This window comes from Cupriavidus sp. CuC1 (genome assembly GCF_044627735.1).
Lineage (GTDB): Bacteria > Pseudomonadota > Gammaproteobacteria > Burkholderiales > Burkholderiaceae > Cupriavidus > Cupriavidus ulmosensis.
Window position 1 is genome coordinate 1 of sequence record NZ_JBIUHC010000135.1, and the last position, 26,909, is coordinate 26,909.

The following is a 26,909-nucleotide window of genomic DNA, read 5'->3' on the forward strand; positions in this document are numbered from 1 at the left end:
CAGCGCGGCAGCGCGCGCTGCCGGGTCCACGGCTTCCACCGTCATGCCTTCCTTGAGCCGGTCGGCGCCGTCGATCACCACGCGCTGGCCGGGCTGCAGGCCCTTGGTCACCACGGTGCGCTCGCCGTCGCTCGGGCCGAGCGCGACGACCTGGACCTTGACCTTGCTGCTGTCGTCCACCACATAGACAAAGGTGCCTTGCTGGCCGCGCTGGATGGCCGCCACGGGTACCACGGTAGCGTTCTCGATCGTGTCCACGCGCGTGCGCAGGTTGACGAACTGGTTCGGGAACAGCAGGCCGTCCTGATTCTGGAAGATCGCCTTGAGCTTGACCGTGCCGGTGGTGGTGTCGATCTGGTTGTCGGTGGTCAGCAGCGTGCCCTCGGCCAGGCGGTTGCGCGCCTGGCGGTCCCAGGCCTGGACCGGGATGGTCTCGCCGGCGTGCAGGCGCTTGAGCACTGACGGCAGGTTGTCTTCAGGAATGGTATAGAGCACCGCGATCGGCTGGATCTGGGTGATCAGCGCGATGCCGTTGGTGTCGCTGGTGCTGACGATATTGCCCGGGTCGACCTGGCGCAGGCCGATGCGGCCGGAGGCCGGTGCCAGGATGCGGGTGTAGCCCAGTTGCAGGCGGGCGCTGTCCACGTTGGCCTGGTCGGTCTTGACCACGCCTTCATACTGGCGCACCAGGGCGTCCTGGGTGTCGACCTGCTGGCTGGAGATGGAGTCCTGGCCGAGCAGGGTGCGGTAGCGCTTCTGGTCCAGGCGGGCGTTTTCCAGCAAGGCGCGGTCTCGCGCCAGCGTGCCCACGGCCTGGTCCAGCGTGGCCTGGAAGGGGCGGGGGTCGATCTCGGCAAGCACGTCGCCGGCCTTGACCATCTGGCCCTCCTTGAACAGGACCTTGAGCAGGGGCCCCGACACCTGGGCCCTCACGGTCACATTGGCCACGGGCGTGACATTGCCCAGGCCGTTGAGGATGACATCCATATTACGCTGGGCCACGGTGCTGACCACCACGGGTGAGCGCTGGCCGCCGGGGCCACCGGGACCGCCAGGGCCACCACGGCCGCCATTGGGGCCGCCGGGAGCACCAGCGCCGGGCGCGCCCGGGGCGTCGGCGGCGGGCGTACGATGCTTGTACCAATACCAGCCGCCGCCGGCCAGCAGGAGGATCAGCGCGGTGGCGATCAGTTTGCGGCGGCGCGAGGCAGCGGGCGGCGGTGGCAGCTTAGCCGGTTGATGTTCTTCGGGGTTGGCCATGACCGGATCCTGGGAGCAACGCGTCAGCAATAACGCGCGTGAACGATTTTTGGGGTATGAGGGGCAGAAGTATGCCGCATCGTCGTCGGCACGTGCCGCTGGCAGCACGCGGCGTCAGACGCAGTTTTGCGTCAGCCGGGCGGCGTCGGGCGGGGCCGTCTTTGTCCGGCGACCGCCGGCAACGGCAACATAAGCGAAGCATAATGCGCCTTGGCTGCGCCTATGTTTCAGCGCGGGCAGCCATTCTTACAGATCATTACCAGCAGGCTGGGTGTAATGCCTTGAAACAATTCGCCCGGATTGCCGCGCCCAGCCTAGCTATCATCTGCCTATGCGAGCCAATCAGCCTACCCAGATCCTCGTCGTCGACGACGATCCCGAACTCCGCGACCTGCTGCGCGAATACCTCACCCAGCAGGGCTTTGCCGTGTCCGTGCTGCACGATGGCGAAGGCTTGCAGGCACGCCTGGAGCGCGAGCGCCCCGCCCTGATCGTGCTCGACCTGATGATGCCCAAGGTGGATGGCCTGACCGCGCTGCGCAACCTGCGGGCCAAGAACGACGACATTCCCGTGATCCTGCTGACCGCGCGCAGCGACGAGATCGATCGCATCGTCGGGCTGGAGATCGGCGCGGACGATTATCTCGGCAAGCCGTTCTCGCCGCGCGAGCTGCTGGCCCGGATCAACGCCGTGCTGCGCCGCAAGCTGGCCCGCCCGGCGGCCGCGCCGGAAGACCGCGAGGGCATGGCCTTCGGGCCGTTCCGCGTCAACTTCCGCCAGCGCTCGCTGGTGCGGGGCGGCGACCCGGTGGCGATCAGCGATACCGAGTTCGCGCTGCTCAAGCTGCTGTTGATGCACCCGCTTGAGGTGCTGTCGCGCGAGCGCATCGTGGAGCTGATGTACGGCACCGCGAGCGGCATCAGCGACCGCGGCATCGACGTCCAGATCTGGCGCCTGCGGCGCCTGCTCGACGAAGACGCCCAGCGTCCCCGCTACATCCAGACGGTGCGGGGGCGCGGTTATACCTTCGTGCCCGACGAAGCCGAAGACATTCCCCAATGAAACTGCGCATCGATACGTTGTTCGGACGCATCGCGCTGCTCATCGCGGCGGTGCTGGTGCTGAGCCATTTTTCCTGGCTCGCCATTTTGCGCATGGATCGCCGCCAGCAACAGGTCGATTACTCCGTCGATCAGATGATGTTCCAGTTCGAGAGCATCCAGCGCGCGCTCGCCGCGCAGCCACCCGTCAAGCTGCCAAGCCTGGTGGAGGTGGCCAGCGAGGCCAGCGCGGCCGAGCACACCGTGGCGGCCAAGGGCAGGGCGCGCCGGCTGGTGGAGCAGTTCTCGCAGCGCATGCCGCCGGGTACCCAGGTGCGGCTCGAGGAAGAACAGACTACGCGCATCTGGGTCAAGCTGCCGCACCGGCAGGACTGGATCGCGATGCCGGCGCTGTGGGTGGTCAACCCGCCGCCCGACAACCGCCTGCTGCCTGGCGTGATCCTGGTGGTCGGCGTGGCCATGGCAGTGGCCTTGCTGATTGCCTGGCAGATCCAGCGTCCGGTGCGCGACATGGCCGCGGCGGCCGAGCAGCTGTCGCGCCAGCACACCGTCAAGCCGCTGCGCGAGCGCGGCCCGCACGAGCTGCGGCAGCTGATCGTGCGCTTCAACCGCATGATGGCCGACCTGACCCGCATCGACCAGGAGCGCAATACGATGCTTGCCGGCATCGCCCACGATCTGAAGACGCCGCTGGCGCGGCTGCGGCTGCGCGCCGAGATGCTGGCCGACCCCAAGGCGGCGGCCGGCGTCACGCGCGATGTCGAGTCGATGTCCGCCATCGTCGAGCAGTTCCTGACCTTTGCCCAGAGCGGCGAACCCGCGGCGCGGCCGGTGCCGGTCGATCGCCGCATCGGCGAGCTGGCCGCCTCGCTGGCTGAGCAGGACAAGTCGGTGGAGGTCTCGCTGATGGCGGGCGAGGGCTTCCGCATGATCGCCACCCAGCTCGACCGCATCGTTGGCAACCTGGTCGACAACGCCTATGCCTATGGGGCAGCGCCGGTGCTGCTCAGCACCGCGCGCCAGGCCGATGGCTGGCACATGGTGGTCGAAGACCATGGCGAAGGCATTCCGCCGGAGGCCATGGAAAAGGTCACCCTGCCGTTCGTGCGGCTGGACCCGGCGCGCGGCGGCAACGCGCATTCGGGCCTGGGCCTGGCCATCGTCGACCGGCTGGTGCGCCAGGCGGGCGGCCGGCTCGTGCTGGAGAACCGTGCCGAGGGCGGACTGCGGGTGGAAATGATATTTCCGTTCACGGCGCTGGCGCAGGCAGCCTGACAGACGGCCCGATGCTGCCGGGCAGTCCCAAAAAGCGTACCAATCCTGGAACACTTTCCGGCGGATTGCCTCGTCACGGGGGGGCTGCGCCTGACGTCCTGGCCACGCGAGCCAGACGGCGGCTCACGTGGTACGTAGATTGCTGCAAGTAGTTGCTCTGTGCGCGTAGGCAACGCGTAGTGCCATTCCAGTTGATCAGGAGACGCATTATGGCAACTTTTGTCGCCCTCTTAAACTTCACCGACCAGGGAATCCGTACCGTAAAGGACACAACCAAACGCGCCGCGGCCGTTCGAGAAATGGCTAAGAAAAGCGGCATTGAGATGAAAGATATCTACTGGACGCTCGGGCAATACGATCTCGTGGTGACCTTCACCGCGCCCGACGAGGCCACCATGACTGCATTTGGCCTCTCCCTGGGCATGGCAGGCAACGTCCGTACCCAGACGCTGCGTGCCTTCTCCATGGATGAGATGAATGACATCCTCAGCAAGATGCCGTAACCGCGCACTGGCACGCCATAAAGAAAGCCCGCATCGCGGGCTTTCTTTATGGCGTGGATGCGTCCTGCGTTCAGGCGCCGGGCGCCTTCTTCTTTTCCCCGATGCGGCTTTCCTTGCCCGCCAGCAGCTTGCCGATATTCTGGCGATGGCGAACCACCAGCAGCACGCTTATCACGAAGACCGCGCCGGCGATCACGTCCACGCCCGACATCAGCACATAGAAGAAGGGCGCGAAGATGGCCGACACCAGCGCCGCCAGCGACGAGTAGCGGAAGAAAAAGGCGACGATCAGCCAGGTCGCCAGCGTGCCCGCGCCCAGCAGCGGGTCGATGGCAAACAGGATGCCGGCCGCGGTGGCCACGCCCTTGCCGCCCGCAAAGCGGAAGAACACCGGGAACAGGTGCCCCAGGAACACCGCCACCGCCACCAGCGCGATGCCCGTGTCGTCGACGCCGTAGGCCGGGCCGAAGCGCTGCGCCAGCCAGACCGCCAGCCAGCCCTTCAGTGCATCGCCGATCAGCGTGAGGATGGCGGCTTTCTTGTTGCCGCTGCGCAGCACGTTGGTCGCGCCGGGATTGCCGGATCCATAGGTATGCGGATCGGGCAGGCGCATGGCCTTGCTGACCACGACGGCAAAGGAAATGGAGCCGATCAGGTAAGCGGCTAGGGCAGAAATCAGATTGGCCATGTGGGAACCGGGGATTTGAGGCTGGCGGGATTGTAGCGTGGAAGGGGGGTGATTTCTTTGGGGACTTCCCGGAGAGGGGATGGGGGCGCTGTTTCTTGGAGCGGCGGTGGCGTTTGCGCCCAACAGCCGTACGACGTCGCTCTGCGGGGTTGGTCGCTGTTTATTTCGTGGGCGATGGCAGTTGAACCCAAAAGCCATACGACATCCCCCTGCGGGGGCTGCCGGTCACTCTTCTTTGCGCGGCAAAGAAGACTAACGAGAAGAAAGCCGCCCTGCCGGGAGCAGAGCAATAAGGCTCTCGAATCTCGGTGGTTTCGTCGTACGGCCCAGAGTGCCGGCGGGCTTCTGCCGGTACCGGTTTGAAGGGCCACGAACCTGCCAGCATCCGGGATTCATGGTGGGGCCCCCGGTAGCGGACATCACTTGCTTCAAGCCGTCTGTCGCTCGCGGGTTGGCCGGCCACGAAGTTGCAGGCACACCGGTTCCGTCGTGGGCGCGGTGGCACCGGGTTGATCTGCCCAAGACCCTGACCACCGCGCCCGCCCCACCACGAAACCATTGACGGGCGAAGTGTCGTGACGGCCCGCGCCGGTAACGGCAGATTGGCGAATGGGCACCGCAAACGAGGTCAGGGGCCCCACGACGAAACCCATGGGTCATGCCATTGCGATGCCCTACGAGCCGGTAACGGCAGATGTCAGCAGTACTGCGGCCGTACGACGAAACCAGCGTCCTGCGCACTCGCGATGGCTCTGCCCCCGGCAGGGTCGGCTTTCTTCTCGTTAGTCTTCTTTGCCGCGCAAAGAAGAGTGACCGGCAGCCCCCGCAGGGGGATGTCGTATGGCTTTTGGGTTCAACAGCCATCGCCGACGAGATAAACAGCGACCAACCCCGCAGGGCGATGTCTACGGCTTTTGGGTCCAAGGGCCAACGCCGCTCAAACACCGCCCCAGAGCCCTTCCTAGTCCCTCAATGCACACTCCACCACCTCCGCCCCCACCAACGTCTTCAATACCTGCGGATCAATACTGACCAGATACCCCCTGCGCCCCCCATTGATGTAAATCCGCTCCAGCGCCAACACACCAGCCTCAACAAAAACCGGCATCCGCTTGCGCGTCCCAAACGGCGACGTCCCCCCCACCAGATACCCGCTATGCCGCTGCGCCACCTCCGGCTTGCACGGCTGCACGCTCTTGCGCCCGGTCTGGCGCGCCAGGTTCTTGGTCGACACCGAGCAGTCCCCATGCATCAGCACAATCAGCGGCTGCGCCTTCTCGTCTTCCATGACCAGGGTCTTGATCACCGCGTGCTCCTCCACGCCGAGCTGGCGCGCGGATTCGCCGGTGCCGCCATGCTCGACGTAGTCATAGGCATGCTCGCCAAAGGCAACGCCATGCTGCTTGAGGAACTGGGTGGCGGGGGTTTCTGAAACGTGCTTCGATTTACTCATGGGATGGATCGCATAGACCGCGCAAAAAAACTAGCCGCGCTTAGCCGCGCGGATGGTGATGCTGGTGCAGATCGCGCAGGCGCTCGCGCGCCACGTGCGTATAAATCTGCGTGGTGGAAATATCGGCGTGCCCCAGCAGCAACTGCACCACGCGCAGGTCGGCGCCGTGGTTGAGCAGGTGGGTGGCAAAGGCGTGCCGCAAGGTATGCGGGGACAGCGGCGCGTAGATCTCGGCATCGCGCGCGTGGCGCTTGATCAGGTGCCAGAAGGCCTGGCGCGTCATGCCCTCGCCGCGCTGGGTGACGAACAGCGCTTCGCAGGCGCGCTCGCCCAGCAGCGCGGGGCGGCCTTCGGCCAGGTAGCGGCGCAGCCAGTCGCCGGCCTCCGTGCCAAACGGCACCAGGCGTTCCTTGTTGCCCTTGCCGCCCACCACGCGGGCCACGCCCTCGTTCAGGCCAATCTCGATGGTCTTCATCTGCGTGAGCTCGGACACGCGCAGGCCGCTGGCATACATCAGCTCCAGCATGGTGCGGTCGCGCAGGCCGAGCGGCGTGGCGGTGTCCGGTGTTTCCAGCAGCGCCTCGACCTGCGCCTCGGTCAGCGTCTTGGGAAAGCGCGGGGGCTGCTTGGCCGGGCGCAGCAGCAGGCAGGGATCGGCCGTGATCATGTGTTCACGCAGCGCCCACTGGAAAAAGCGCTTGAACACTGTCAGCCGCCGGTTGGCCGACGAGGCGCGGGTTTCCAGGTGGCGCGAGGCGAAGTAGCCATTGAGGGCGGTGTCGTCCACCGCCAGCAGCGCGCAGGTGCCCGACGCATGCAGCCAGCGCGACAGCAGCGCCAGGTCGCGCCGGTAGGCGTCGATGGTGTTGCGCGCCAGGCCGTCCTCCAGCCACAGCGCGTCGCAGAACCGGTCGACGAGGGCCAGGTCGGCGACGAGGGCGGGGCTGTCCTCGACTTCGGCGCCGAGGGTGTCGTTGTCGTTGTCGGCTTCGATGTCGTCGAGATCGTCGAGATCGTCGTGATCGTCGCGATCGTTGTTATCGTCGCCCTCGTCAATCCGCGCGATGTCGTTCATGCGAGCATCACCCCTTCATGGCGCAGCAACCAGCGTTTGATGTCAAGGTAGAAGCCATCGTCGTCGTGGTTGGCAAAGCCGCCGATGCCGCTGGCGCCAACCACGCGATGGCAGGGAATCACCAGCGGGAAGAAATTCGCCCCGCACGCCTGCCCGACCGCGCGCGGCGCGCTGGCGATCTGCCGCGCCACCGCGCCATAGGTGGTGACCTTGCCGCGCGGCACGCTCGATATCGCTTGCCAGACCCGGCGCTGGAACGCGCTGCCGACCGGCGCCAGCGGGATGTCGAAGCGCGCATCCGGATCGGCGTAGTAGGCCTCGAGCTGTCGCGCCAGGCGTTGCGTGACCGCGTTGGCGGGCTCGACGAGCCGCATGCTCTCGGGCAGGTAGACGATCTCGCGGACGAATTCGCCGTCGGTGCGCACGCCGATCTTGCCGAAAGGGGCTTGGAGGATGGCGTCGAAGATGGAGTCCATGGCAGGGGTGGGAAGCGCGAGCCTGGATTTTAGAGCATGGCGGCGCCCCTTGGGATGCCCGGTGGCGTGCAGGGCGCTTCCATGGGGCGATGCAACCGCTTGACTGGGGTTTCCCCTTCCTTGAGTTCTGCCTCGCCTTAATATTTAATTCAACATGAATTAATTAATGCAGCAACGGCGCCGCAACACACCGCTCCAGGTGATGCAACCGGCGCCCAGAACAACATCCGGAGACGATATGAACAGTGCCAAGGGCGGCCGCGGCGTGAATTCCGCCAGTTTGCGGCTGTACAACGAGCGCGCGCTCCTGCTGGCGCTGCGGCATGCCGGAGAAGCGTCCAAGGCGGATCTCGCCCGCATCGCGCAGCTCACCAACACCGCGGTGGGCAGCATCGTGCAGACGCTCACCGAGGATGGCCTGATCCATGTGGCTGGCCGCCGCCAGGACGGGCAGCGCGGCCAGCCGGCCAGCCTGATCCGCCTGCAGCCCAAGGGCGCGTTCGGCATCGGGGTCCGGCTGGATCGCGGCAGCATCGAATGCGTGATGGTGGATTTTGGTGGTGAGATCCTCGCCAGCCGCGCCCACCAGATGGTCCTGCCGCATCCGGAACAAGCGCTGGCGCTGGTGCGCGACGACGTGGCCGCGCTGCGCGCGCTGCTCACGCCGGCCGAGCGCAAGCGCCTGCTCGGCATCGGCGTGGCCCAGCCCTACAACCTCGGCGCCTGGCTGCGCGAGCTGGACCTGCAGGATGGGGCATCGCAGGCCACCTTCCGTGCCTGGGATGCGGTGGACTTCGCCGCCGAGTTGTCGGATGCCACGGGGCTGCCGGTATTTGGCGAGAACGACGGCACCGCCGCCGCCGTGGCCGAGCTGTTCTATGGCAGCCACCACGCGCAGAGCTTTCTCTATGTCTTCGTTGGCCCGGCGATTGGCGGCGGTGTGGCGCTCAACGGCGACTGCGTGCGCGGCGTGTCGGGCAATGCCGGCGATATCGGCATGATGCCGGTGCAGCCGAGCCTGCTTGCCTCGGCGCCGTGCACCGGCAAGCGGCGCGACATCCTGCTGGCGCGCGCCTCGCTCAACGCGCTGACGCGCCACCTGCGCCACCACGGCGTGGCCATCGACAGCCATGCCGACCTGGAGGCGCAGGTGCGCGGCCAGCATCCGGCAGTGGCGGAGTGGCTCGACGACTGCATCGACGCGCTGGCGCCCGCGATGCAATCCGCGCTGGCGGTGCTCGACGTGCCGCTGATCATCCTCGATGCAGATATCGACGGCGGCCTGGTGCAGGCGCTGATCGAGCGCCTGCAAGGCGAGCTGGACGACGGCGCGCCCGAGGCACGGCGCCCGCCACGCGTGGTGCGCGGTTGCTTTGGCGCCAACGCTGGCGCGGTCGGCGCCGCGTCGCTGCCGATGTTCATGAATTTCTCGCCGCGGGCCGACATGCTCAAAGGCGCATCCGCCATGATTCCGGAGGCCAACCATGCCATCGTCTGATTCGTCTGATTTGTCCGTTCCGCTTGTTCCGGCTGTTTCACCCGATACGTCCACCAAGGCGCCGCTGCTGGCGCTGCGCAATATCTGCAAGACCTTCCCCGGCGTGCGCGCGCTGCGCAATGTCGAGCTCACGGCCTACGCCGGCGAGGTCCACGCCCTGATGGGCGAGAACGGCGCCGGCAAGTCGACTTTGATGAAGATCCTGTCCGGCGCCTACACGGCGGACCCCGGCGGCGAATGCGATATCGACGGGCAACGGGTGCAGATCGACAGCCCGCAATCCGCGCGCGATCTCGGCGTCGCGGTGATCTACCAGGAGCTGAGCCTGGCGCCCAACCTGAGCGTGGCCGAGAACATCTACCTGGGCCGCGCCCTGCAGCGCCGCGGGCTGGTGGCGCGCGGCGACATGGCGCGCGCCTGCGCGCCCACGCTGGCCAGGCTCGGCGCGGATTTCTCGCCCGTGGCGAGCGTGGCGAGCCTGTCGATCGCGCAGCGCCAGCTGGTGGAAATCGCGCGGGCCGTGCACTTCGAAGCGCGCATCCTGGTGATGGACGAGCCCACCACGCCGCTGTCCACGCACGAGACGGATCGCCTGTTCGCGCTGATCCGCCAGCTGCGGGGCGAAGGCATGGCGATTCTCTATATCAGCCACCGCATGGCCGAGATCGACGAGCTGGCCGATCGCGTGACCGTGCTGCGCGACGGCTGCTTCGTCGGCACGCTGGACCGCGCGCACCTGTCGCAGGCAGCGCTGGTCAAGATGATGGTCGGGCGGGACCTGTCGGGCTTCTATACCAAGACGCACGGCCAGGCGCTGGAGCGCGACGTGATGCTGTCCGTGCGCGATGTGGCCGACGGCCGCCGCGTCAAGGGCTGCAGCTTCGACCTGCGCGCCGGCGAGGTGCTCGGGCTGGCAGGCCTGGTCGGCGCGGGCCGCACGGAGCTGGCGCGGCTGGTGTTTGGCGCAGAAGTGCGCACGCGCGGCGAGGTGCTTATTGCCAACCCGGCGAGCCCCGGCGGGCTGGTCACGCTGCCGGCCGGTGGCCCGCGCCAGGCCATCGATGCCGGCATTGCCTACCTGACCGAGGACCGCAAGCTGCAAGGCCTGTTCCTGGACCAGAGCGTGCACGAGAACATCAACCTGATCGTGGCCGCGCGCGACGCGCTCGGCCTCGGCCGCCTGAACCGGCCCGCCGCGCGCCGCCGCACGACAGAGGCCATCGACACCCTGGGCATCCGCGTGGCGCATGCGCAGGTCAACGTGGGCGCGTTGTCGGGCGGCAACCAGCAGAAGGTGATGCTGTCGCGCTTGCTGGAAATCCAGCCGCGCGTGCTGATCCTGGATGAGCCCACGCGCGGCGTGGACATCGGCGCCAAGTCGGAGATTTACCGGCTGATCAACGCGCTGGCCGAGAGCGGCGTGGCGATCCTGATGATCTCCAGCGAGCTGCCCGAAGTGGTGGGCCTGTGCGACCGCGTGCTGGTCATGCGCGAAGGCGCGCTGGCCGGCGAAGTGCGCCCAGCCAAGAGCGCGGCCGAAACCCAGGAGCGCATCATCGCGCTGGCCACCGGCGCGGCGGCGCAGCCGGCGCCCGCATGGGCCGACGCTCCGCTGCCTGCCGCCGGCAACGCAACCAGCATCACGCTGCATTGAGACCGGGCACAACCTTTGCGCCACCCGCAAGAGACAAGGATATCGACGCCGGCCTGCAACTCCCCGAGAGCCGCCGGCGCAGGAGACAACCATGCATGAATCCATCACCCGTTCCACCGCGCCCGCCCCTACCGCTGGCGCGTCATTGCCGGTCGCAACCCTCGGCCGCCTCACCACCCAGGAGCGACTGCGCGCGCTCGGCATGCTGCCCGTGCTGGTGCTGCTGTGCATTGGCTTCACGGTGCTGACCGAGAACTTCGCCGGCTGGCAGAACCTGTCGATCGTCGCGCAGCAAGCCTCCATCAACATGGTGTTGGCCGCGGGCATGACCTTCGTGATCCTGACCGGCGGCATCGATTTGTCGGTGGGCTCCATCCTGTCGATCTCGGCGGTGGTGGCGATGCTGGTGTCGCTGATGCCGCAGCTCGGCATGCTGAGCGTGCCGGCCGCGCTCCTGTGCGGCCTGCTGTTCGGCATCGTCAACGGCGCGTTGGTGGCTTTCATGAAACTGCCGCCGTTCATCGTCACACTGGGCACGCTGACGGCGGTGCGCGGGCTGGCGCGGCTGGTCGGCAACGACAGCACCATCTACAACCCGGATATCGGCTTTGCCTTTATCGGCAACGGCGAAGTCCTGGGCGTGCCCTGGCTGGTGATCATCGCCTTTGCCGTGGTGGCGGTGTCGTGGTTCGTGCTGCGTCGTACCGTGCTGGGTTTGCAGATCTACGCGGTGGGCGGCAATGCCGAGGCGGCGCGGCTGTCCGGCATCAAGGTGTGGGTCGTGCTGCTGTTCGTGTACGCGGTGTCCGGGCTGCTGGCGGGGCTGGGCGGCGTGATGTCCTCCGCGCGCTTGTACGCGGCCAACGGGCTGCAGCTGGGCCAGTCCTACGAGCTCGACGCCATTGCCGCGGTCATCCTGGGCGGCACCAGCTTTGTGGGCGGCACCGGCTCCATCGTCGGCACGCTGGTCGGAGCGCTGATCATCGCGGTGCTGTCCAACGGGCTGGTGCTGCTGGGCGTGTCCGATATCTGGCAGTACATCATCAAGGGCCTGGTGATCATTGGCGCGGTGGCGCTCGACAGCTATCGCCGCAAGGGCTCGGCGCGCACCTGAAGCGAGCGCGGCCCAATCATCGGCTACTGGAGAGACGACATGTCAAAGCTTTACCTCGCGGCATTGGCGCTGGCGGCAATGAGCGCAACGAGCGTGCTATGCACCGGCGCCGCCGCACAGAGCGCGCCGGAATCCGCATCGGCACCCGCCGCGCAACGGCCGCTGAAGAAAGTCGGCGTTACGCTCGGCTCGCTCGGCAACCCGTACTTCGTTGCGCTGGCGCGCGGCGCTGAAGCCGCGGCCAGGAAGATCAACCCGGACGCCAAGGTCACGGTGCTGTCCGCCGACTATGACCTCAACAAGCAGTTCTCGCATATCGACAGCTTTATCGTGTCGAAGGTGGACCTGATCCTGATCAACGCGGCCGACGCGCGCGCCATCGAGCCCGCGGTGAAGAAGGCCCGCAAGGCCGGCATCGTGGTGGTGGCGGTGGACGTGGCGGCAGCGGGCGCCGACGCCACGGTGCAGACCGACAACACGCAGGCCGGCGAGCTGGCCTGCGCCTTCCTCGCCGAGCGGCTGGGCGGGCGCGGCAACCTGATCATCCAGAATGGCCCGCCGGTGTCCGCCGTGCTGGATCGCGTGAAGGGCTGCAAGACGGTGTTGGGCAAGCACCCCGGCATCCACGTGCTCTCCGACGACCAGGACGGCAAGGGATCGCGCGAGGGCGGGCTCAACGTCATGCAGCTTTACCTGACCCGCTTCCCGAAGGTCGACGCGGTCTTCACCATCAACGACCCGCAGGCGGTCGGCGCCGACCTGGCCGCGCGCCAGCTGAACCGGCGCGGCATCCTGATTGCCTCGGTCGACGGCGCGCCTGATATCGAGGCAGCGCTCAAGGCCAACACCCTGGTGCAGGCCTCGGCCAGCCAGGACCCGTGGGCCATTGCGCGCACGGCGGTGGAGATTGGCGTGGGGCTGATGAATGGCAAGGTGCCCGCAAGCCGCACCGTGCTGCTGCCGCCTACACTGGTTACGCGAGCCAATGTGAACGAGTACAAGGGCTGGGCCGCGCCGCGCTAGCCGGGCAGCGGTCCGCGCTCAACTGACAACCGAATCACCCGATAACCGACCAACCGACTGGTGAAACCATGCCAAACAATGCTGTAGGCGCAGTCCCCGAATTCGACTTCGTGCTGTTCGGCGGCACCGGCGACCTCGCCACGCGCAAGCTGCTGCCGGCGCTGTTCGACGCGCACTGCGTGGGCTCGCTGCACCCGCGCGGGCGCATCCTCGCGCTCGGCAGCCAGCCGCTCGGCCAGGACGCCTACCTGGCCATGCTGGAGTCCAAGGTGCGTCCCGCGCTGCCCGCTGCCGCCGCGGCCGAAGCCTGGCAGGCCTTTGTCGCGCGCATCCTCTACCTGCAGGTGGACGCCAACGCGCCGGAGGGCTTCGATTCCCTTGCCGAGCTGGTGCGCGCGCGCGCCGCGCCGGTGGTGGTGTTCTACCTGGCCACCGGCCCGCAGCTGTTCGTGCCGATCTGCGAGCAGCTGGCCCGCACTGGCCTGAACCACGCAGGCGTGCGCATCGTGCTGGAAAAGCCGCTGGGCCACGACCTGGCCTCGTCCGATGCCATCAACTCCGCGGTGGCGTGCCACTTCGCCGAAGACCAGATCTACCGCATCGATCATTACCTGGGCAAGGAATCGGTGCAGAACCTGATGGCGATGCGCTTTGGCAATGTCCTGTTCGAACCGCTGTGGCGGCGCGAATGGGTGCGCGATGTGCAGATCACCATCGCCGAGGAAATCGGCGTGGAAAAGCGCGGCGCATTCTACGACGGCATCGGCGCGCTGCGCGACATGGTGCAGAACCACCTGCTGCAGTTGCTGTGCATGGTGGCGATGGAGCCGCCGGCGAGCCTGTCGGAGGACGCGATCCGCGACGAAAAGCTGAAGATCCTCAAGGCGCTCAAGCCCATCGAGCTGAACGAAGTCGCCGAGAAAGTGGTGCGCGGGCAATACTGCCGCGGCGCGGCCGCCGGCGACGCGGTGCCGGGCTACGTGAACGAACCCGCCATCTCGCCCGACAGCCAGACCGAGACCTTCGTCGCCATCAAGGCGGAGATCGCCAACTGGCGCTGGGCCGGCGTGCCGTTCTACCTGCGCACCGGCAAGCGCATGCAGTCGCGCGTGGCCGAGATCGTGATCCAGTTCCGCGACGTGCCGTACTCGCTGTTCCCGCGTCCGCTGGACCATGAGCCCGGCAACCGGCTGGTGATCACGCTGCAGCCGGAGGAAAGCATCCGCCTGCATTTCCTGGTCAAGCATCCCGGCGACACGCAGGCGCTGCAGCCCGCCACGCTGGACCTGCAACGCATGCTGCCGCGCGGGCAGGGCAATCGCAACGAGCGCAAGACCGGCGCTTACGAGCGGCTGCTGCTCGACGTGATCCGCGGGCGGCTCGGGCTGTTCGTGCGGCGCGACGAGCAGGCGCAGGCCTGGCGCTGGGTCGCGCCGATCCAGCAAGCCTGGGCGCAGAGCAATCTCGCGCCCAAGCTCTACACCGCGGGCACCTGGGGGCCCGCGGCCTCGAGCGCGCTGCCGTCGCGCGATGGCGCGGTCTGGCACGAAGAGCTGTGAAGCATGTTTGAAGCATACCGGCGCACTGGCGATTGCCTGTGCGCCGGCGAGTACAGGAGTTGTATCGATGTCCGCTATGCCCCAAGTGTCCCACCATCTACCCGCCTGGCAGCGGCTGCAAGCGCATGCGCAAACCATCCGCCATGCCCACCTGCGCGATTGGTTCGACGGCCAGCAGGGCGAAGCCCGCGGCGCCGGCTTCGTGGCCGAGGCCGCCGGCCTGACGCTGGACTACGCCAAGAACCGCGTCACCGACACCACCATGGCGCTGTTGTTCGCGCTGGCCGGCGAGGCCGGCGTGACCACACGGCGCGATGCCATGTACCGCGGCGAAGCGGTCAACACCACCGAGCGCCGCGCCGCGCTGCATATGGCGCTGCGCGCGTGGCCGCAGGACGGCTTCCACGCGCAGGGCGTGGCGGTGGGCGGCGACGTGGCCGCGGTGCTCGCGCAGATGGAGCGCTTCGCCGACGCGGTGCGCGGCGGCGCGTGGCGCGGCTGGAATGGCCGCCAGATCACCGACGTGATCAATATCGGCATCGGTGGCTCGGACCTGGGGCCGCGCATGGTCTGCCGCGCGCTCGCGCACCTGGACACCGAAGGGCCGCGCATGCATTTTGTCGCCAACGTGGATGGCAGCGATCTTGCCGCCGTGCTTGCGCGGCTGGACGCCGCCAGCACGCTGGTGGTGGTTTGCTCAAAGACCTTCACCACGCTGGAGACCATGGCCAACGCGCACACCGCGCGCACCTGGTTCCTGCGCCACGGGGTGCCGCAGGCACAGTTGGCCAGCCACTTCGTCGCGGTCTCCACCAACCGGCAGGCGGTAGCCGAGTTCGGCATCGACCCAGCCAACATGTTCCCGTTCTGGGACTGGGTGGGCGGGCGCTTTTCGCTGTGGTCGGCGGTGGGGCTGTCGATTGCGTTGGCCGTTGGCTTTGCGCGTTTTCGCCAGTTGCTCGACGGCGCCCGCGCCATGGACCGGCATTTCGCCGAGGCCGAGCCGCGGCAAAACATGCCGATGATCCTCGGCCTGCTCGACGTGTGGTATCGCAGCTTCCTGGGTACCGGCAGCCGCTGCGTGGCGCCGTACTGCGAGCCGCTCGAGCTGCTGCCTGCCTTCCTGCAGCAGCTCGAGATGGAGAGCAACGGCAAGTCCGTGCAGCTCGATGGCGCCGCCGCCGGGCAAGGCACCGCGCCGGTGGTGTGGGGCACTACCGGCACCAACGGCCAGCATGCCTACTTCCAGATGGTGCATCAAGGCTCGCACTGGATGCCGGTGGATTTCATCGCAGCGCTGGAGCCGGTGCACCCGATGCCGGGCCACCATGGCAAGCTGCTCGCCAACTGCTTTGCGCAAGGCGAGGCGCTGCTGCGCGGGCGCACCGCGCAAGAGGTCCGGGCGCTCGGCGTACAGGACGAAGCGCTGGTGCCGCACATGGTGTTCGAGGGCAACCGTCCCAGCAACACGCTGCTGCTGCAGCGGCTCGATCCGTATCACCTGGGCGCATTGATCGCGCTCTCGGAGCACCGCACCTTCGTGCAGGGCGTGCTGTGGAACATCAACTCGTTCGACCAGTGGGGCGTGGAGCTTGGCAAGCAGCTCGCCGCGCCGATCGCCAGCGAGCTCGATGGCGGCCCGGCTCGCCCGCACGATGCTTCCACCGCCGGCCTGATCCGGCGCGCGCTCGCCGCGGCATCGGCCTGGCAAGGCTGACGCGCGGCGGCGCGCGCAGACGGAAATACGAGAAAGAGGATGCAATGACAACGACATCATGGCCAGCCTACGTCGTCTTCGGCGAGGCATTGACCGACATGGTTCATCAAGGCGGGCAGGACTGGCTCGGCCTGCCCGGCGGCTCGTGCTGGAACGTGGCCCGCGTGGGCGCGCGGCTGGGCCTGCCCACCGCCTTCGTCGGCGCGATCAGCTGCGACACGCTGGGCGACCAGCTGGCCGAGGCCAGTGCCGAGGCCGGGCTGGACCTGCGCTTCCTGCAGCGGGTTGAGCGCTCGCCGTTGCTGGCGTTCGTCGGTGCGCAGCACCCGCCGCAGTATTTCTTCGTCGGCGACGACAGCGCCGATCTCTATTTCGAGCCCCAGCGCCTGCCGCCGGGGTGGCGCCAGGCCGCGCGCACCGTGCACTTCGGCTCGCTCAGCCTCGCGCGCCAGCCGCTCGCCGCGCGCCTGTGCGAAGAAGCCGCGCAGGCCAGGGCCGCAGGCAAGCGCATCGCCTTCGATCCCAACTTCCGCACGCCCATGCGCGCGCCGGAGTACCAGGCCGTCTTTGCGCATATGGCCGGCCTGGCGGACTACATCAAGGTGTCGGACGAGGACCTGCGCGGCCTCTACCCGGCGCTGGACGAGCACGCCGCGCTGGCGGCGCTCAGGGCGCAGGCCCCGCAGGCGCGCGTGCTGCTGACGCGCGGCGCGCACGGCATGACGCTATTGCACGGGGATGAAGCGGTAGAGCAGCCTGTGTTTGCCGTCGACGTGGTCGACACCGTCGGCTGCGGCGATGCCGCCATGGGCGGCTGGATGGCGGGCTTGCTGCTGGATCCCGAGGCAACGCTGGCGCAGCAGGCGCGATGGGCTGCCGCTACCGCGGCGGTGGCGGCCACGCGCGCGGGGGCATATTCGCCGAGTGTGGGGGAGGTGAGGACGCTGCTGGGCGAGGCGGTGGCTTTGGCCTCTTTGGCCTGAAAGCGTCGGATCGGCGTTGTCGTGCTCCCCTCTCCCGCGTGCGGGAGAGGGGCTGGGGGAGAGGGCGGGCGCCGGTTACGCCTGGGAGCTGGAAACAACCACGGGCTTCGCTTCAAGTGGTTCCCAGCTAAGCCACCCCTCTCCCCGGCCCTCTCCCCCTGAGGGGAGAGGGAGAGACAACCGTCGTCATGGCGCACGGTTTTGGCCCGCTCGCCGGCTTCGGCTAGTGCTGCAGGATTGCCACCGGCATCACTGCTCCAGTTTGATGTTCTGCACCTTCACCAGCGTCTTCATCTTCTCGAACTCCTTCTTGATCTCGGCCGCGTGCTCCGCCGGGGTGTTGCCCGAAGGTTCCGCGCCGGCAGTGCGCAGGCGCTGCTGGAAGTCCTTGTCCTGCAGTGCCTTGACGGCGGCTTCGTTCAACTTCTTGATGACGTCATCAGGCGTGCCCGCCGGCGCCACCAGCCCATACCAGGCGGGGTCATTCGGCTCCTTCAGGCCGAGCTCGCCGAAGGTCGGCACGTTCGGCAGCGAGTCGATGCGCTTGTTCCACGCCACCACGATCGGGCGCAGCTTGCCTGCCTTGATGTAGGGCATGGAGGAGGGCAGGTTGTCAACCATGATCGGCACCTGGCCGGCCAGCACGTCGTTCAGCGCCGGGCCCGCGCCGCGGTAGGGGATATGGACCATGAAGGTCTTGGTGGAGACCTTGAACTGCTCGCCCAGCATGTGGCCGAAGGCGCAGGTGCCGGAGGTCGCGTACGAATACTTGCCCGGATTCGCTTTCAGCACGGCCAGGAATTCCTTGTAGTCCTTGGCCGGGAAGTTCGGGTTGACCGCGATCACGTTGGCCACGTTGGCCAGGTTGGTGATGGGCTTGAAGTCCTTGATCGGGTCGTACGACAGCTTGGGGTTGCACGCCGGGTTGACCGCCATGGTGGAGACGGTGGAGATGCCGATCGTGTAGCCGTCGGGCGCGGCCTTGGCGATGGCGTCGGCGCCGATCGAGCCGCCGCCGCCGGCGCGGTTTTCCACCACCACGGGCTGGCCCAGGATGCGGCTCATCTGGTCGGCCGCGCCGCGGCCCACGATGTCCGTCGTGCCGCCGGGCGCGAACGGGATGATCAGCCGGATCGGCTTGGTCGGGAAGCTTTGCGCCTGCGCCACGGAGGCCGCTGCTGCCAGGCCAAGGGCCAGGGCGATTTTGCTGGTTTGCATGAGATCGTGTCTCCCGTCAAAGGACCGGGCGGGGATATCCGCCCAAGGTGAAGAACGCCGGCGACGCATCCGCTGTAGCGGGGCTTTGAAGCCGGCGGCGTGAGTTCTGGCGGGCGGCCCTGGTGGCCGCCCGGGGGCTAACCGCCCAGGAGCCCGCGCTTGAGATCCCGGTCGACCGGATGGTCGCCAAGGAAGATGCGCAGCACGGCCTGGTAGAAATCTTCGCCCGGGATCGGCTTGCCGCGCGGCGTGCCGTTGATGGCGACCACGGTGCCGCCATCGGGCGAAAAATCAAAATTGATCACATCGCCTTTGCGGGCGGTACCCATCTGCTCCATGGTCTCGCGCAGCTGGAGCAGGCGGTCGGACAGCCTCTGGAACTGGACCTCGCTGTGGTTCTCGCGGATCCCTTCGTTCAGGGCCTTGATAAAGGCATCGGATGGCACCTCGCGCAGCGGCCGGATCTGCAGGCGCTTGGGGCCGTGGGCGCCCAGCACCACGGTGGCATTGCGCGCCTTCTCCGGCAGGTAAAGGGCGGCCACATAGCCCTTGATGATGAACATCGAGCGCAGGCCGGTGCCGTTCAGTTGTAGCTCCTTGCCGCTGACGCGCGTGGCGTCGTCGATCCGCAGGCCCTCGATTTCGTTGGCGCGCGCGGCCTCCGACGGCATGGCCAGGGCCGCGCCCACGCAGAGGGCGAGCGCCAGCAGGCTGGCGCGGCGGGCGAGCGGTTCGTGCGCGAACGGGGTACGGCGGGGAAACATGGAGAGGCTGGACGGTACGACGGAACGTGCCATATTCCGCGATTTCTGAAACAATACCAATTGGTATCTGCCCTAGGCTGCACTTGGCGTGCGCGGCGGCCATCACAATAACTAAAACCAATCGATGTCTTCTGCTCTCCTGTTGGTGCCGGATTTCAGCCTGATCCTGATCGGCTGGCTGCTGGTGCGCCATTCCCCGTTCGACCGCGCGTTCTGGGCTGGCGTAGAGCGTCTGGTGTATTTCGTGCTTTTCCCCGCGCTGCTGTTGCAGTCCACCAACAGCGCCAAGTTCGATTTCTCCTCGACCTCGGCCATGCTCGGCCTGGCGCTGCTGACCACCGCCTTTGGCATGGTGGGCGGCTACGCCGTCAAATGGGCGATGCGGCTGGCGCCGCTCGATTTTGCTTCCGGCCTGCAGACCGCATTCCGCTTCAATTCCTATATCGGGCTGGCGCTGGCCGCGCGCCTGGGCGGCAGTGAGGGGCTGGCCATGATGGCGGTGATCGTCGGCTGCACGGTGCCGCTGTGCAACGTGGCCGCGGTATGGGCACTGGCCCGTCACGGCGAAACCCGCCTGTGGCGCGAGCTGGTGCGCAACCCGCTGATCCTGGCCACCGCCGGGGGCTTGCTGACCAACCTGCTTGGCCTGCACCCGCCCGAGGTGGTGGGCATGACGCTGGCCCGGCTGGGTTCCGCATCCACGGCGCTGGGGCTGATGACGGTCGGCGCGGGCCTGCAGATGAGGGGGGTGACGGGGGCGATCGGGCCGGTGGCATGGTGGAGCGGCGTCAAGCTGGTGGCCATGCCGTGCTTTGCCTGGGCGGTGGGGCGCTTGCTGCCGCTGACCGAGTTGCAGTCGCAGATCGTGGTGCTGTTCGCCTCGCTGCCGACCGCATCCAGCGCCTACATCCTGGCCGTGCGCATGGGCGGCAACGGGCCGATGGTGGCGGCGACGATCTCGGTCATGACCGTGGCGGCCATCGTCACCACGCCGTTCTGGCTGTCCCTGGTCAGTTAGCGGGTGCTTCGGTGTGCGCTGGCGCTTGCGCCAGCGCCCAGTCGATATGCTCGCGCACCAGCGGGCTGGCGTCGGCCTGGCGCGCGCCGAGCGCGGCGCGGATGCGCGCGGCCAGCGCCGTGTCGCCACTGGCGAGCGCCGCGCGCAGGCTGTTGCCCAGTCCCACCGCCAGGTTGCGCAGCCAGCGTTCATGGCCGATGCGGCGGATCGGGCTGCCCTCCAGCCGCTGGTTGAACTCCGCCTCGGTCCAGCCGAACAGCTCGGCCATGTCGGGTGCGTCGAAGCCGTTGCGCACGTCGAAGTCCGGCAGCGTGGCGCGGTGGGCGAACTTGTTCCACGGGCAGGCCAGCTGGCAGTCGTCGCAGCCATATACGCGGTTGCCCATCGGCGCGCGCAACTCCTCGGGGATGGCGCCCTTGTGCTCGATGGTCAGGTAGGAGATGCAGCGGCGCGCGTCGATGCGGTAGGGCTCCAGGATGGCCTGGGTCGGGCAGATATCGATGCAGCGGCGGCAATGGCCGCAGTGGTCGGATTCCGGCGCGTCGGCGGGGAAGGGCACATCGACCAGGATCTCGCCGAGGAAGAACATCGAGCCGCCATCGCGGTCGAGCAGCAGCGTGTGCTTGCCGCGCCAGCCGAGGCCGCCCTGCGCGGCCAGCGCCACCTCCATCACCGGCGCGGAATCCGTGAAGACGCGATAGCCGAACGGGCCGATGGCGGCCTCGATGCGGCTGGCGAGCTGCTGCAGGCGGTTGCGCAGCACCTTGTGATAATCGCGGCCCCGCGCGTAAAGCGAGATCACGGCGGTGGCGGGGTCGTCGAGCCGGGCAAGTTCATGGCTGCGCCAGTCGTCCGGGCCCGCGGCGGGCAGATACGGCATGCGGGCCACGATGGCGCGCACCGTGCCGGGCACCAGTTCGGCGGGACGCGCGCGCCGCAAGCCGTGGTTCGCCATATAATCCATGTCGCCGTGGTAGCCCTGTGCCAGCCACGCCAACAATCCTGCTTCGGCCCGGCTGAGATCCACGTCGGCAATGCTGACCGCATCGAAGCCGAGTTCCGTGCCCCAGGCCCGGATCGAGCCCACCAGCGCTTCCAGCCCGGCGGCGTCCGGGCCCGCATGGGCAATGGACGGCGCAAGGCCAGGCGCTGTCCCGGGGACGGCGCTGCTGGCAGGAGGGGGCGAGGCGGTTGGCGCCTGGGCTGCTCGGTCGATCATTCCCCAATTGTACGCAATGCCCCTGCTCCAAGAACGCACACTCAACCTGCCCGACGAAGCGGCCACCGCCCGGCTGGGCGCGGCGCTGGCCGAGGCCGTGCGCATGCTGCCGCCCCAGACCGTGCACCTGCAGCTCTCGGGCGACCTTGGCGCCGGCAAGACCACGTTGTCGCGTGCCATCCTTCGCGCGCTCGGCCACACGGGCAAGGTGCGCAGCCCCACCTATACGCTGTGCGAGCCGTATTCGGTCACGCGCGCCGATGGCTCACCCCTGACCGCCTACCACTTCGACCTGTACCGCTTCGCCGATCCGGAGGAGTGGGCCGATGCCGGTTTTCGTGATTGTTTTGCCGAACCTGCCGTTAACCTGGTGGAGTGGCCGGAGAATGCCGGGCACTTGCTTGGGGAACCGGACCTTCACTTGTTGCTCCAATCGGACACAAGCGACGCCGACGACGCAGCCGAACGCCGTATCGTCACGCTTCGTGCCTATACTCAGACTGGACTTATCCTGCTTTGCGCATGCTGATCAAGCGACTCGCCACCGACCGACCCGACGATATCCAGCTGGCCCGCCGCAAATGGCTGGCGCAGTGCCTCAAGGCCAGCGCCGGCGGCGTGGTGCTGACACTGGCCGGGCCGCAGATCGCCTTTGGCGCCGGCATCGTCGCGGTGCGGGTCTGGCCCGCCGAGGAATACACCCGCGTCACCATCGAATCCGACGAGCCGCTGGCCGCCGTCCACCAGATGATCCACGGCCCCGACCGGCTGGTGGTGGACATCGATGGCCTCGATCTCTCACCCACCTTGCGCGAGCTGGTGGCCAAGATCACCTCCAACGATCCTTACATCCAGACCGTGCGCGTGGGCCAGAACCGGCCGCGCGTGGTGCGGCTGGTGTTCGACCTGAAGGAAAACGTCTCGCCGCAGGTGTTCACGCTGGCGCCGATCGGCAGCTACCGCAACCGCCTGGTGTTTGACCTCTACCCCGTCAACCCGCCCGATCCGCTGTGGACGCTGGTGCGCGACACCGAGGACAAGCAGCGCAGGTTTGCCGCCACGCAGCCGCCGGCAGGCGCGGATGACGCGTCCGGCGCGCCTGCCACCGGCGAGGAAGACGCCATTGGCGCGCTGGTGCGCAAGTTCGACGACAAGGGCGCCAACCCGGTGCCGGCCCTGCCGCCGATGGCAGCCGTCAAGCCCAGGCCACCGGTCCCCTCTACGGCACCATCGGCACCGCCGCTGGCCCAGAACAATCCGCCTGCGGCCTTGCCCGCCAACAATCCGCCGGCGGACCGTTCCTTCAAGATGCGCCGCCTGCTGACGGTGGCCATCGATCCAGGCCACGGCGGCGAGGATCCCGGCGCCACCGGCGCCTCCGGCTCGCGCGAGAAGGACGTGGTGCTGCAGATCGCGCAGCGGCTGCGCGCCAAGATCGATGCCCAGCCCAATATGCGCGCCATGATGACGCGCGACGCGGACTTCTTCGTGCCGCTCAATGTGCGCGTGCAAAAGGCGCGCCGGGTGCAGGCCGACCTGTTCGTGTCCATCCATGCCGATGCCTTCCTCTCGCCGGAAGCCAAGGGCGCCTCGGTGTTCGCGCTGTCCGAGCGCGGCGCCTCGAGCAGCGCGGCGCGCTGGATGGCCAACAAGGAAAATGCCTCCGACCTGATCGGCGGCGCCAACATGGGCAACAAGGATGCGCAGGTGGCGCGGGTGCTGCTGGACTTGTCCACCACCGCGCAGATCAATGACAGCCTGCAGGTGGGCAAGGCTGTGCTGTCGGAGATCGGCGGCGTCAACCGGCTGCACAAGGGCAGCGTGGAGCAGGCGGGCTTTGCCGTGCTGAAGGCGCCGGATATCCCTTCGATCCTGGTCGAGACCGCCTTCATCAGCAATCCCGAGGAAGAGCGCAAGCTCAACGACGAGAACCACCAGGAGCAACTGGCCAACGCCATCCTGCGTGGCATCAAGAACTACTTCGCGCGCAATCCGCCACTGTCGAAGAATCCGTCGGTGTAAGCGAGGATGGGCCAAAACCGTCCGCAATGACACGCCTGCCGCTCCCTCTCCCCTCGTGGGGGGAGGGAGCGGCAGGCAGGGGTTCAACTCCCACGGAAGGCCAATGCGTCAAAAAAACGGCCGGCAATCAACTTGCCGGCCGTTTGTCATGTTGCGCGGTAATACTCAGGCGCGGGCAGTGGCGCCTTCGGGCAGCGCATCGCGGCCGGCGTAGCGCGAGGCGATCACCGAGCACACGATCAGCTGCAACTGGTGGTAGACCATCAGCGGCAGCACCAAGAGGCCCAGCGCCGGGTGGCCGGCAAACAGGATCTTGGCCATCGGGATGCCGTTGGCCAGGCTCTTCTTGGAGCCGCAGAACACCGCGGTGATCTCGTCTTCCACGGAGAAGCCGAGGCGGCGCGCGGTGAAGGTGGTGGTGGCCAGGATCACGAGCAGCAGCACGGCGGCGAGCGCCATCACGGCGCCGATGGTTTCCCAGTTGTACTTGTGCCACAGGCCGGCGGCGGTGGCGTCGCAGAACGACGAATACACGATCAGCACGATCACGCCGCGGTCGATCTTGTTGGTGATCTGCTTCTTCTTGGCCAGCCAGCTGCCGATCAGCGGACGGGCCAGCTGGCCGAGCGCGAACGGCAGCAGCAGTTGCAGCGCAACGCCGGTCAGCGCCTTGCCCAGCGGCATCGAGGCGCCGCTGGCGCTGATCACCAGGCCCATCAGCAACGGTGTGACGGCCATGCCGATCAGGCCCGAGATGGTGGCGTTGAAGATGGCACCCGGCACGTTGCCGCGCGCCATCGAGGTCATCGCCACCGACGACGACACGGTGGAGGGCAGCGCGCACAGGTAGAACACGCCCAGCAGCAGCTCGGCGGGCAGCGTGTTGCGCAGGCCGAACATCAGCGCCAGCCCGACCACCGGGAAGACGATGTAGGTGAAGCTCTGCACGAAGGCGTGCAGGCGCCAGTGGCGCGCGCCGGCCACCAGCTTGTCGCGCGAGAGCGCCGCGCCGTGCAGGAAGAACACCAGGGCCACGCCCAGGTTGGTGACCATGCCCAGGTGCAGCGGGCCGTCGCCGGCGCCAATTTGCGGGGCCAGCAGCGCGATGCCGATGGCGGTGAGCATGATCAGTACGAACCCGTCGATCAGGTCGTAGATTTTCTTGAAGGGTGAGAGGATGGCGGACATTGACGGCAAAGTTGGATTAGGGTTTCGCCTAGTATTGGACGTTACTGAAGCCTAGAATGCAAATTCATTTATCGCATCCATTCATCTCATAGACGCATGAATTACACATTGCGCCAGTTGCGCGTCTTCCTCGCCGTGGTCGGGCATGGCAGTTTCAGCCGTGCCGCGGATGCCGTCGGCCTGACGCAGCCGGCCGTCAGCCGGGGCGTGGCTGAGCTCGAAGAGGCACTTGGCGTGCGCTTGCTCGACCGCACCACGCGCGAGGTGGTGGTGACCGACGCGGGCCAGGCGCTGGCCCCCGCCATCGAGCGCCTGCTTGGCCAGCTGGACGATACGCTGGAAGAAACCCGCCAGCTTGGCGAGCGCTATCGGGGGCGTGTTGTGATTGCCAGTGCACCCACGATTTCGGCGCGGCTGATGCCGCTGTATGTGGCGACCTGCGCGCGCCAGTACCCGGATATTCGTCTCAGCGTGCGCGACAACGTGCAGGCGGATGGCCTCGAGCAGATCCGTGCGGGGGCGGTGGACTTTGGCGTATTGATCGATCCTTTGGCGCGAGAAGGCTTGACCATCGCGCCGCTGGCGACCGATCCATTTTGCTTTGTGTGCCGGCGCGATCACCCGCTGGCCAATGCCGACTCGGTGCCGTGGTCCGCGCTGGACCGCATGCCGCTGGTGTTGCTGGATTTCGCCTCGGGCAGCCGGCCCCTGATCGACCGCATCTTCGCCAGCCATGGCGTGGCGCCCAGCGTGGTGCAGGAACTGGGGCATTCAGCCAGCGTGTTCGGCATGGTCGAGGCCGGCATCGGCGCTTCGGTCCTGCCCTCGTTCTCGCTGCCGCTGCCGGCGGCGTCGCCGCTGGTCTGGCGGCCGCTCACGCCGCGCGAGGAGCGGCGCATCGTCATGGTCTGCCGGGAAGACCGCTCCTTGTCGCCCTCGGCCGCCGCCGTGTGGCAGATGGTGCAGAGCCTGCCGTTGCCGGCCGAGCCGGCCATGCCGCAATGACTGGCACCCTGGCTTAGCGGCTTAACAGCTTAGCGGCTTAGCTGCGCGTTGCCGTGACCATCACCGCTTCCAGCGCAAAGCTGCCGTCGGCCTTGACCAGGTAGTGGTCGCATACTTCCGCCGGCGCCAGTTGCCACAGGTGCAAGATGGCGGCCACCGCCACGGGCGGCGTGCGCATGCGCTGCACCCAGGTGGCAAACTCCAGCTCGATGCGCCAGATCGGCGAGATACCGGCCTGGAAGCCCGCCGTCTCCAGCATCGCTTGCCATTCGTTGCCGGTGTAGTCGCGGATATGCGACGGGTCGCGCAACAACTCCACCGATTGCAGCCAGGTGTCGAGCAGCGGGTCGTCCGAGCCGGCGATGTCGATCAGCACGACCTTGCCGCCCGGCTTGAGCACCCGGTGCATCTCCGCCAGCGCCGCCGGCACGTTGCGCCAGTGGTGCGCGCTCATGCGCGAGATCACCGCGTCGAAGCTGGCATCGTCGAAGGGCAGCGATTCCGCGGCGCCCTGGCGGGTGCGGATATTGGCCAGCCCCTTGTCGCGCGCCGCGCCTTCCACCACCGCCAGCATCTCTGCCGACAAATCGTAAGCCGTCACTTCCGCTGCGACCCCCGCCGCGGCAAAGCTGGCGTGGCCCGCGCCGCAACCCAGGTCGAGCACCCGCGCCGCCGGCAGCGCAGCCAGTTCCTGCGCAAGCTGCTGCAGGTCCGCACCCTGGGCGTGGACCGCGCTGGTGAGGTAGGCGCTGGCGGTGGCGCCGAACTGGGCGGCAACGAGTTCTTGTTGTTGCATGGGGCTCTCCTGGCGGCAATGGCCGCTGGTGGATTCTGGTGATCGGGGGCTGCAAAAGCGGGGACCGGGGGACTTGCCCGCGTAACGGGTTCGACGTACTGTAGCAGCCTGTTTTCCCGGTACAAGTCAGGGTTTTATCCTGGTATAAAACGCACCAGCTTCCAGTCTACTGCCTCGTTTTCCCGCTCAGCCCTCCATGACAGATTACGCGCTTCCCGATCCTGCCAAGCCAAGCGAACTCACGCGCGAAGCCGTGCTGGGCCGCTTCCTGCGGGCCCACCGCGAGCGCCTGGCCCCGGCCGAGGTTGGCCTGGCGCCCGGCCGGCGGCGGCGCACCCC

Annotated in this window: 24 protein-coding genes and 1 pseudogene; 15 read left to right on the top strand and 10 right to left on the bottom strand. The window is 67.5% G+C overall.

Translation table 11 applies throughout. The features are described from left to right. A partial coding sequence (locus ACGLHR_RS38910) for an MdtA/MuxA family multidrug efflux RND transporter periplasmic adaptor subunit (protein ID WP_400100825.1) occupies positions 1 to 1,260 on the bottom strand: 1,260 nt, incomplete at its 3' end. Between the two features lie 331 nt (positions 1,261 to 1,591). On the opposite strand from ACGLHR_RS38910, the gene ACGLHR_RS38915 reads away from it, so the two are divergent. From ACGLHR_RS38915 to ACGLHR_RS38925, 3 genes are all read left to right on the top strand, one after another. Then, entirely contained in the window at positions 1,592 to 2,323 is a 732-nt protein-coding gene (locus ACGLHR_RS38915; protein ID WP_400100826.1) for a response regulator, read from the top strand. Further along, complete coding sequence (locus ACGLHR_RS38920) at positions 2,320 to 3,597, top strand: ATP-binding protein (protein WP_400100828.1); 1,278 nt, start codon at positions 2,320 to 2,322, stop codon at positions 3,595 to 3,597. The genes ACGLHR_RS38915 and ACGLHR_RS38920 overlap by 4 nt, the downstream gene beginning before the upstream one ends. Before the next feature lie 209 nt (positions 3,598 to 3,806). After that, positions 3,807 to 4,100, top strand: coding sequence for a GYD domain-containing protein (locus ACGLHR_RS38925; protein WP_400100830.1), 294 nt, complete (start codon positions 3,807 to 3,809; stop codon positions 4,098 to 4,100). A 70-nt stretch (positions 4,101 to 4,170) separates the two neighbouring features. Here the strand turns inward: ACGLHR_RS38925 and plsY are convergent, their stop codons facing one another. From plsY to ACGLHR_RS38945, 4 genes are all read right to left on the bottom strand, one after another. Further along, on the bottom strand, positions 4,171 to 4,788 hold the full coding sequence (gene plsY, locus ACGLHR_RS38930; protein ID WP_400100832.1) for a glycerol-3-phosphate 1-O-acyltransferase PlsY: 618 nt from the start codon (positions 4,786 to 4,788) through the stop codon (positions 4,171 to 4,173). A gap of 961 nt (positions 4,789 to 5,749) precedes the next feature. Continuing rightward, positions 5,750 to 6,241, bottom strand: a complete 492-nt coding sequence (locus ACGLHR_RS38935; RefSeq protein ID WP_400100834.1) for an aminoacyl-tRNA deacylase — start codon at positions 6,239 to 6,241, stop codon at positions 5,750 to 5,752. A 40-nt stretch (positions 6,242 to 6,281) separates the two neighbouring features. Continuing rightward, the gene (gene xerD, locus ACGLHR_RS38940) at positions 6,282 to 7,316 is read right to left on the bottom strand and encodes a site-specific tyrosine recombinase XerD (RefSeq protein ID WP_400100835.1); all 1,035 of its coding nucleotides are present in this window, start codon (positions 7,314 to 7,316) and stop codon (positions 6,282 to 6,284) included. Next, on the bottom strand, positions 7,313 to 7,792 hold the full coding sequence (locus ACGLHR_RS38945; protein WP_400100837.1) for a methylated-DNA--[protein]-cysteine S-methyltransferase: 480 nt from the start codon (positions 7,790 to 7,792) through the stop codon (positions 7,313 to 7,315). Before ACGLHR_RS38945 ends, xerD begins: the two co-directional genes overlap by 4 nt. A 238-nt stretch (positions 7,793 to 8,030) precedes the next feature. On the opposite strand from ACGLHR_RS38945, the gene ACGLHR_RS38950 reads away from it, so the two are divergent. The 7 genes from ACGLHR_RS38950 (at position 8,031) to ACGLHR_RS38980 (ending at position 17,340) form a co-directional block, all read left to right on the top strand. Beyond that, a complete protein-coding gene (locus tag ACGLHR_RS38950) occupies positions 8,031 to 9,290 on the top strand; it encodes an ROK family protein (protein ID WP_400100839.1) in 1,260 nt (419 codons plus the stop codon). Next, positions 9,277 to 10,944, top strand: a complete 1,668-nt coding sequence (locus ACGLHR_RS38955; RefSeq protein ID WP_400100841.1) for a sugar ABC transporter ATP-binding protein — start codon at positions 9,277 to 9,279, stop codon at positions 10,942 to 10,944. Before ACGLHR_RS38950 ends, ACGLHR_RS38955 begins: the two co-directional genes overlap by 14 nt. A 91-nt stretch (positions 10,945 to 11,035) precedes the next feature. Then, positions 11,036 to 12,058, top strand: coding sequence for a ribose ABC transporter permease (locus tag ACGLHR_RS38960; protein ID WP_400100843.1), 1,023 nt, complete (start codon positions 11,036 to 11,038; stop codon positions 12,056 to 12,058). A gap of 78 nt (positions 12,059 to 12,136) precedes the next feature. Next, a complete protein-coding gene (locus ACGLHR_RS38965; RefSeq protein WP_400100863.1) occupies positions 12,137 to 13,081 on the top strand; it encodes an ABC transporter substrate-binding protein in 945 nt (314 codons plus the stop codon). Between the two features lie 68 nt (positions 13,082 to 13,149). Continuing rightward, on the top strand, positions 13,150 to 14,640 hold the full coding sequence (zwf, locus tag ACGLHR_RS38970; protein ID WP_318230640.1) for a glucose-6-phosphate dehydrogenase: 1,491 nt from the start codon (positions 13,150 to 13,152) through the stop codon (positions 14,638 to 14,640). Positions 14,641 to 14,707: 67 nt separating this feature from the next. Continuing rightward, positions 14,708 to 16,357 (top strand): glucose-6-phosphate isomerase, encoded by a 1,650-nt coding sequence (pgi, locus tag ACGLHR_RS38975; protein WP_400100845.1) that lies wholly within the window; start codon positions 14,708 to 14,710, stop codon positions 16,355 to 16,357. 44 nt (positions 16,358 to 16,401) lie between these two features. After that, positions 16,402 to 17,340 carry a carbohydrate kinase gene (locus tag ACGLHR_RS38980; protein WP_400100847.1) on the top strand — a complete coding sequence of 313 codons (939 nt, stop codon included), beginning with the start codon at positions 16,402 to 16,404 and terminating at the stop codon, positions 17,338 to 17,340. Positions 17,341 to 17,589: 249 nt separating this feature from the next. Here the strand turns inward: ACGLHR_RS38980 and ACGLHR_RS38985 are convergent, their stop codons facing one another. Continuing rightward, positions 17,590 to 18,558 (bottom strand): tripartite tricarboxylate transporter substrate binding protein BugE, encoded by a 969-nt coding sequence (locus ACGLHR_RS38985; RefSeq protein WP_400100849.1) that lies wholly within the window; start codon positions 18,556 to 18,558, stop codon positions 17,590 to 17,592. Positions 18,559 to 18,695: 137 nt separating this feature from the next. Next, positions 18,696 to 19,229, bottom strand: a complete 534-nt coding sequence (locus tag ACGLHR_RS38990) for a chalcone isomerase family protein (protein WP_400100865.1) — start codon at positions 19,227 to 19,229, stop codon at positions 18,696 to 18,698. 217 nt (positions 19,230 to 19,446) lie between these two features. Between ACGLHR_RS38990 and ACGLHR_RS38995 the strand changes: the two genes are divergently transcribed. Next, a complete protein-coding gene (locus ACGLHR_RS38995) occupies positions 19,447 to 20,340 on the top strand; it encodes an AEC family transporter (RefSeq protein WP_400100851.1) in 894 nt (297 codons plus the stop codon). Here the strand turns inward: ACGLHR_RS38995 and queG are convergent. Beyond that, a complete protein-coding gene (gene queG, locus ACGLHR_RS39000; RefSeq protein WP_400100852.1) occupies positions 20,333 to 21,559 on the bottom strand; it encodes a tRNA epoxyqueuosine(34) reductase QueG in 1,227 nt (408 codons plus the stop codon). The two genes, ACGLHR_RS38995 and queG, sit on opposite strands and share 8 nt — an antisense overlap. Before the next feature lie 16 nt (positions 21,560 to 21,575). Between queG and tsaE the strand changes: the two genes are divergently transcribed. After that, complete coding sequence (gene tsaE / locus ACGLHR_RS39005) at positions 21,576 to 22,088, top strand: tRNA (adenosine(37)-N6)-threonylcarbamoyltransferase complex ATPase subunit type 1 TsaE (RefSeq protein WP_400100854.1); 513 nt, start codon at positions 21,576 to 21,578, stop codon at positions 22,086 to 22,088. Then, on the top strand, positions 22,082 to 23,581 hold the full coding sequence (locus ACGLHR_RS39010) for an N-acetylmuramoyl-L-alanine amidase (protein ID WP_400100856.1): 1,500 nt from the start codon (positions 22,082 to 22,084) through the stop codon (positions 23,579 to 23,581). Before tsaE ends, ACGLHR_RS39010 begins: the two co-directional genes overlap by 7 nt. A 165-nt stretch (positions 23,582 to 23,746) precedes the next feature. Here ACGLHR_RS39010 and ACGLHR_RS39015 read toward each other — a convergent pair whose 3' ends face one another. Beyond that, positions 23,747 to 24,769: a bile acid:sodium symporter family protein gene (locus ACGLHR_RS39015; RefSeq protein WP_400100858.1), complete on the bottom strand. Its 1,023-nt coding sequence runs from the start codon at positions 24,767 to 24,769 to the stop codon at positions 23,747 to 23,749. 96 nt (positions 24,770 to 24,865) lie between these two features. Between ACGLHR_RS39015 and ACGLHR_RS39020 the strand changes: the two genes are divergently transcribed. Next, entirely contained in the window at positions 24,866 to 25,774 is a 909-nt protein-coding gene (locus tag ACGLHR_RS39020; RefSeq protein ID WP_318230648.1) for a LysR family transcriptional regulator, read from the top strand. Positions 25,775 to 25,811: 37 nt separating this feature from the next. Here ACGLHR_RS39020 and ACGLHR_RS39025 read toward each other — a convergent pair whose 3' ends face one another. Then, positions 25,812 to 26,570, bottom strand: coding sequence for a class I SAM-dependent methyltransferase (locus ACGLHR_RS39025; protein ID WP_400100861.1), 759 nt, complete (start codon positions 26,568 to 26,570; stop codon positions 25,812 to 25,814). Between the two features lie 196 nt (positions 26,571 to 26,766). Here ACGLHR_RS39025 and ACGLHR_RS39030 point away from each other — a divergent pair. Beyond that, positions 26,767 to 26,909: pseudogene (locus tag ACGLHR_RS39030) on the top strand (XRE family transcriptional regulator); the annotation flags it as partial.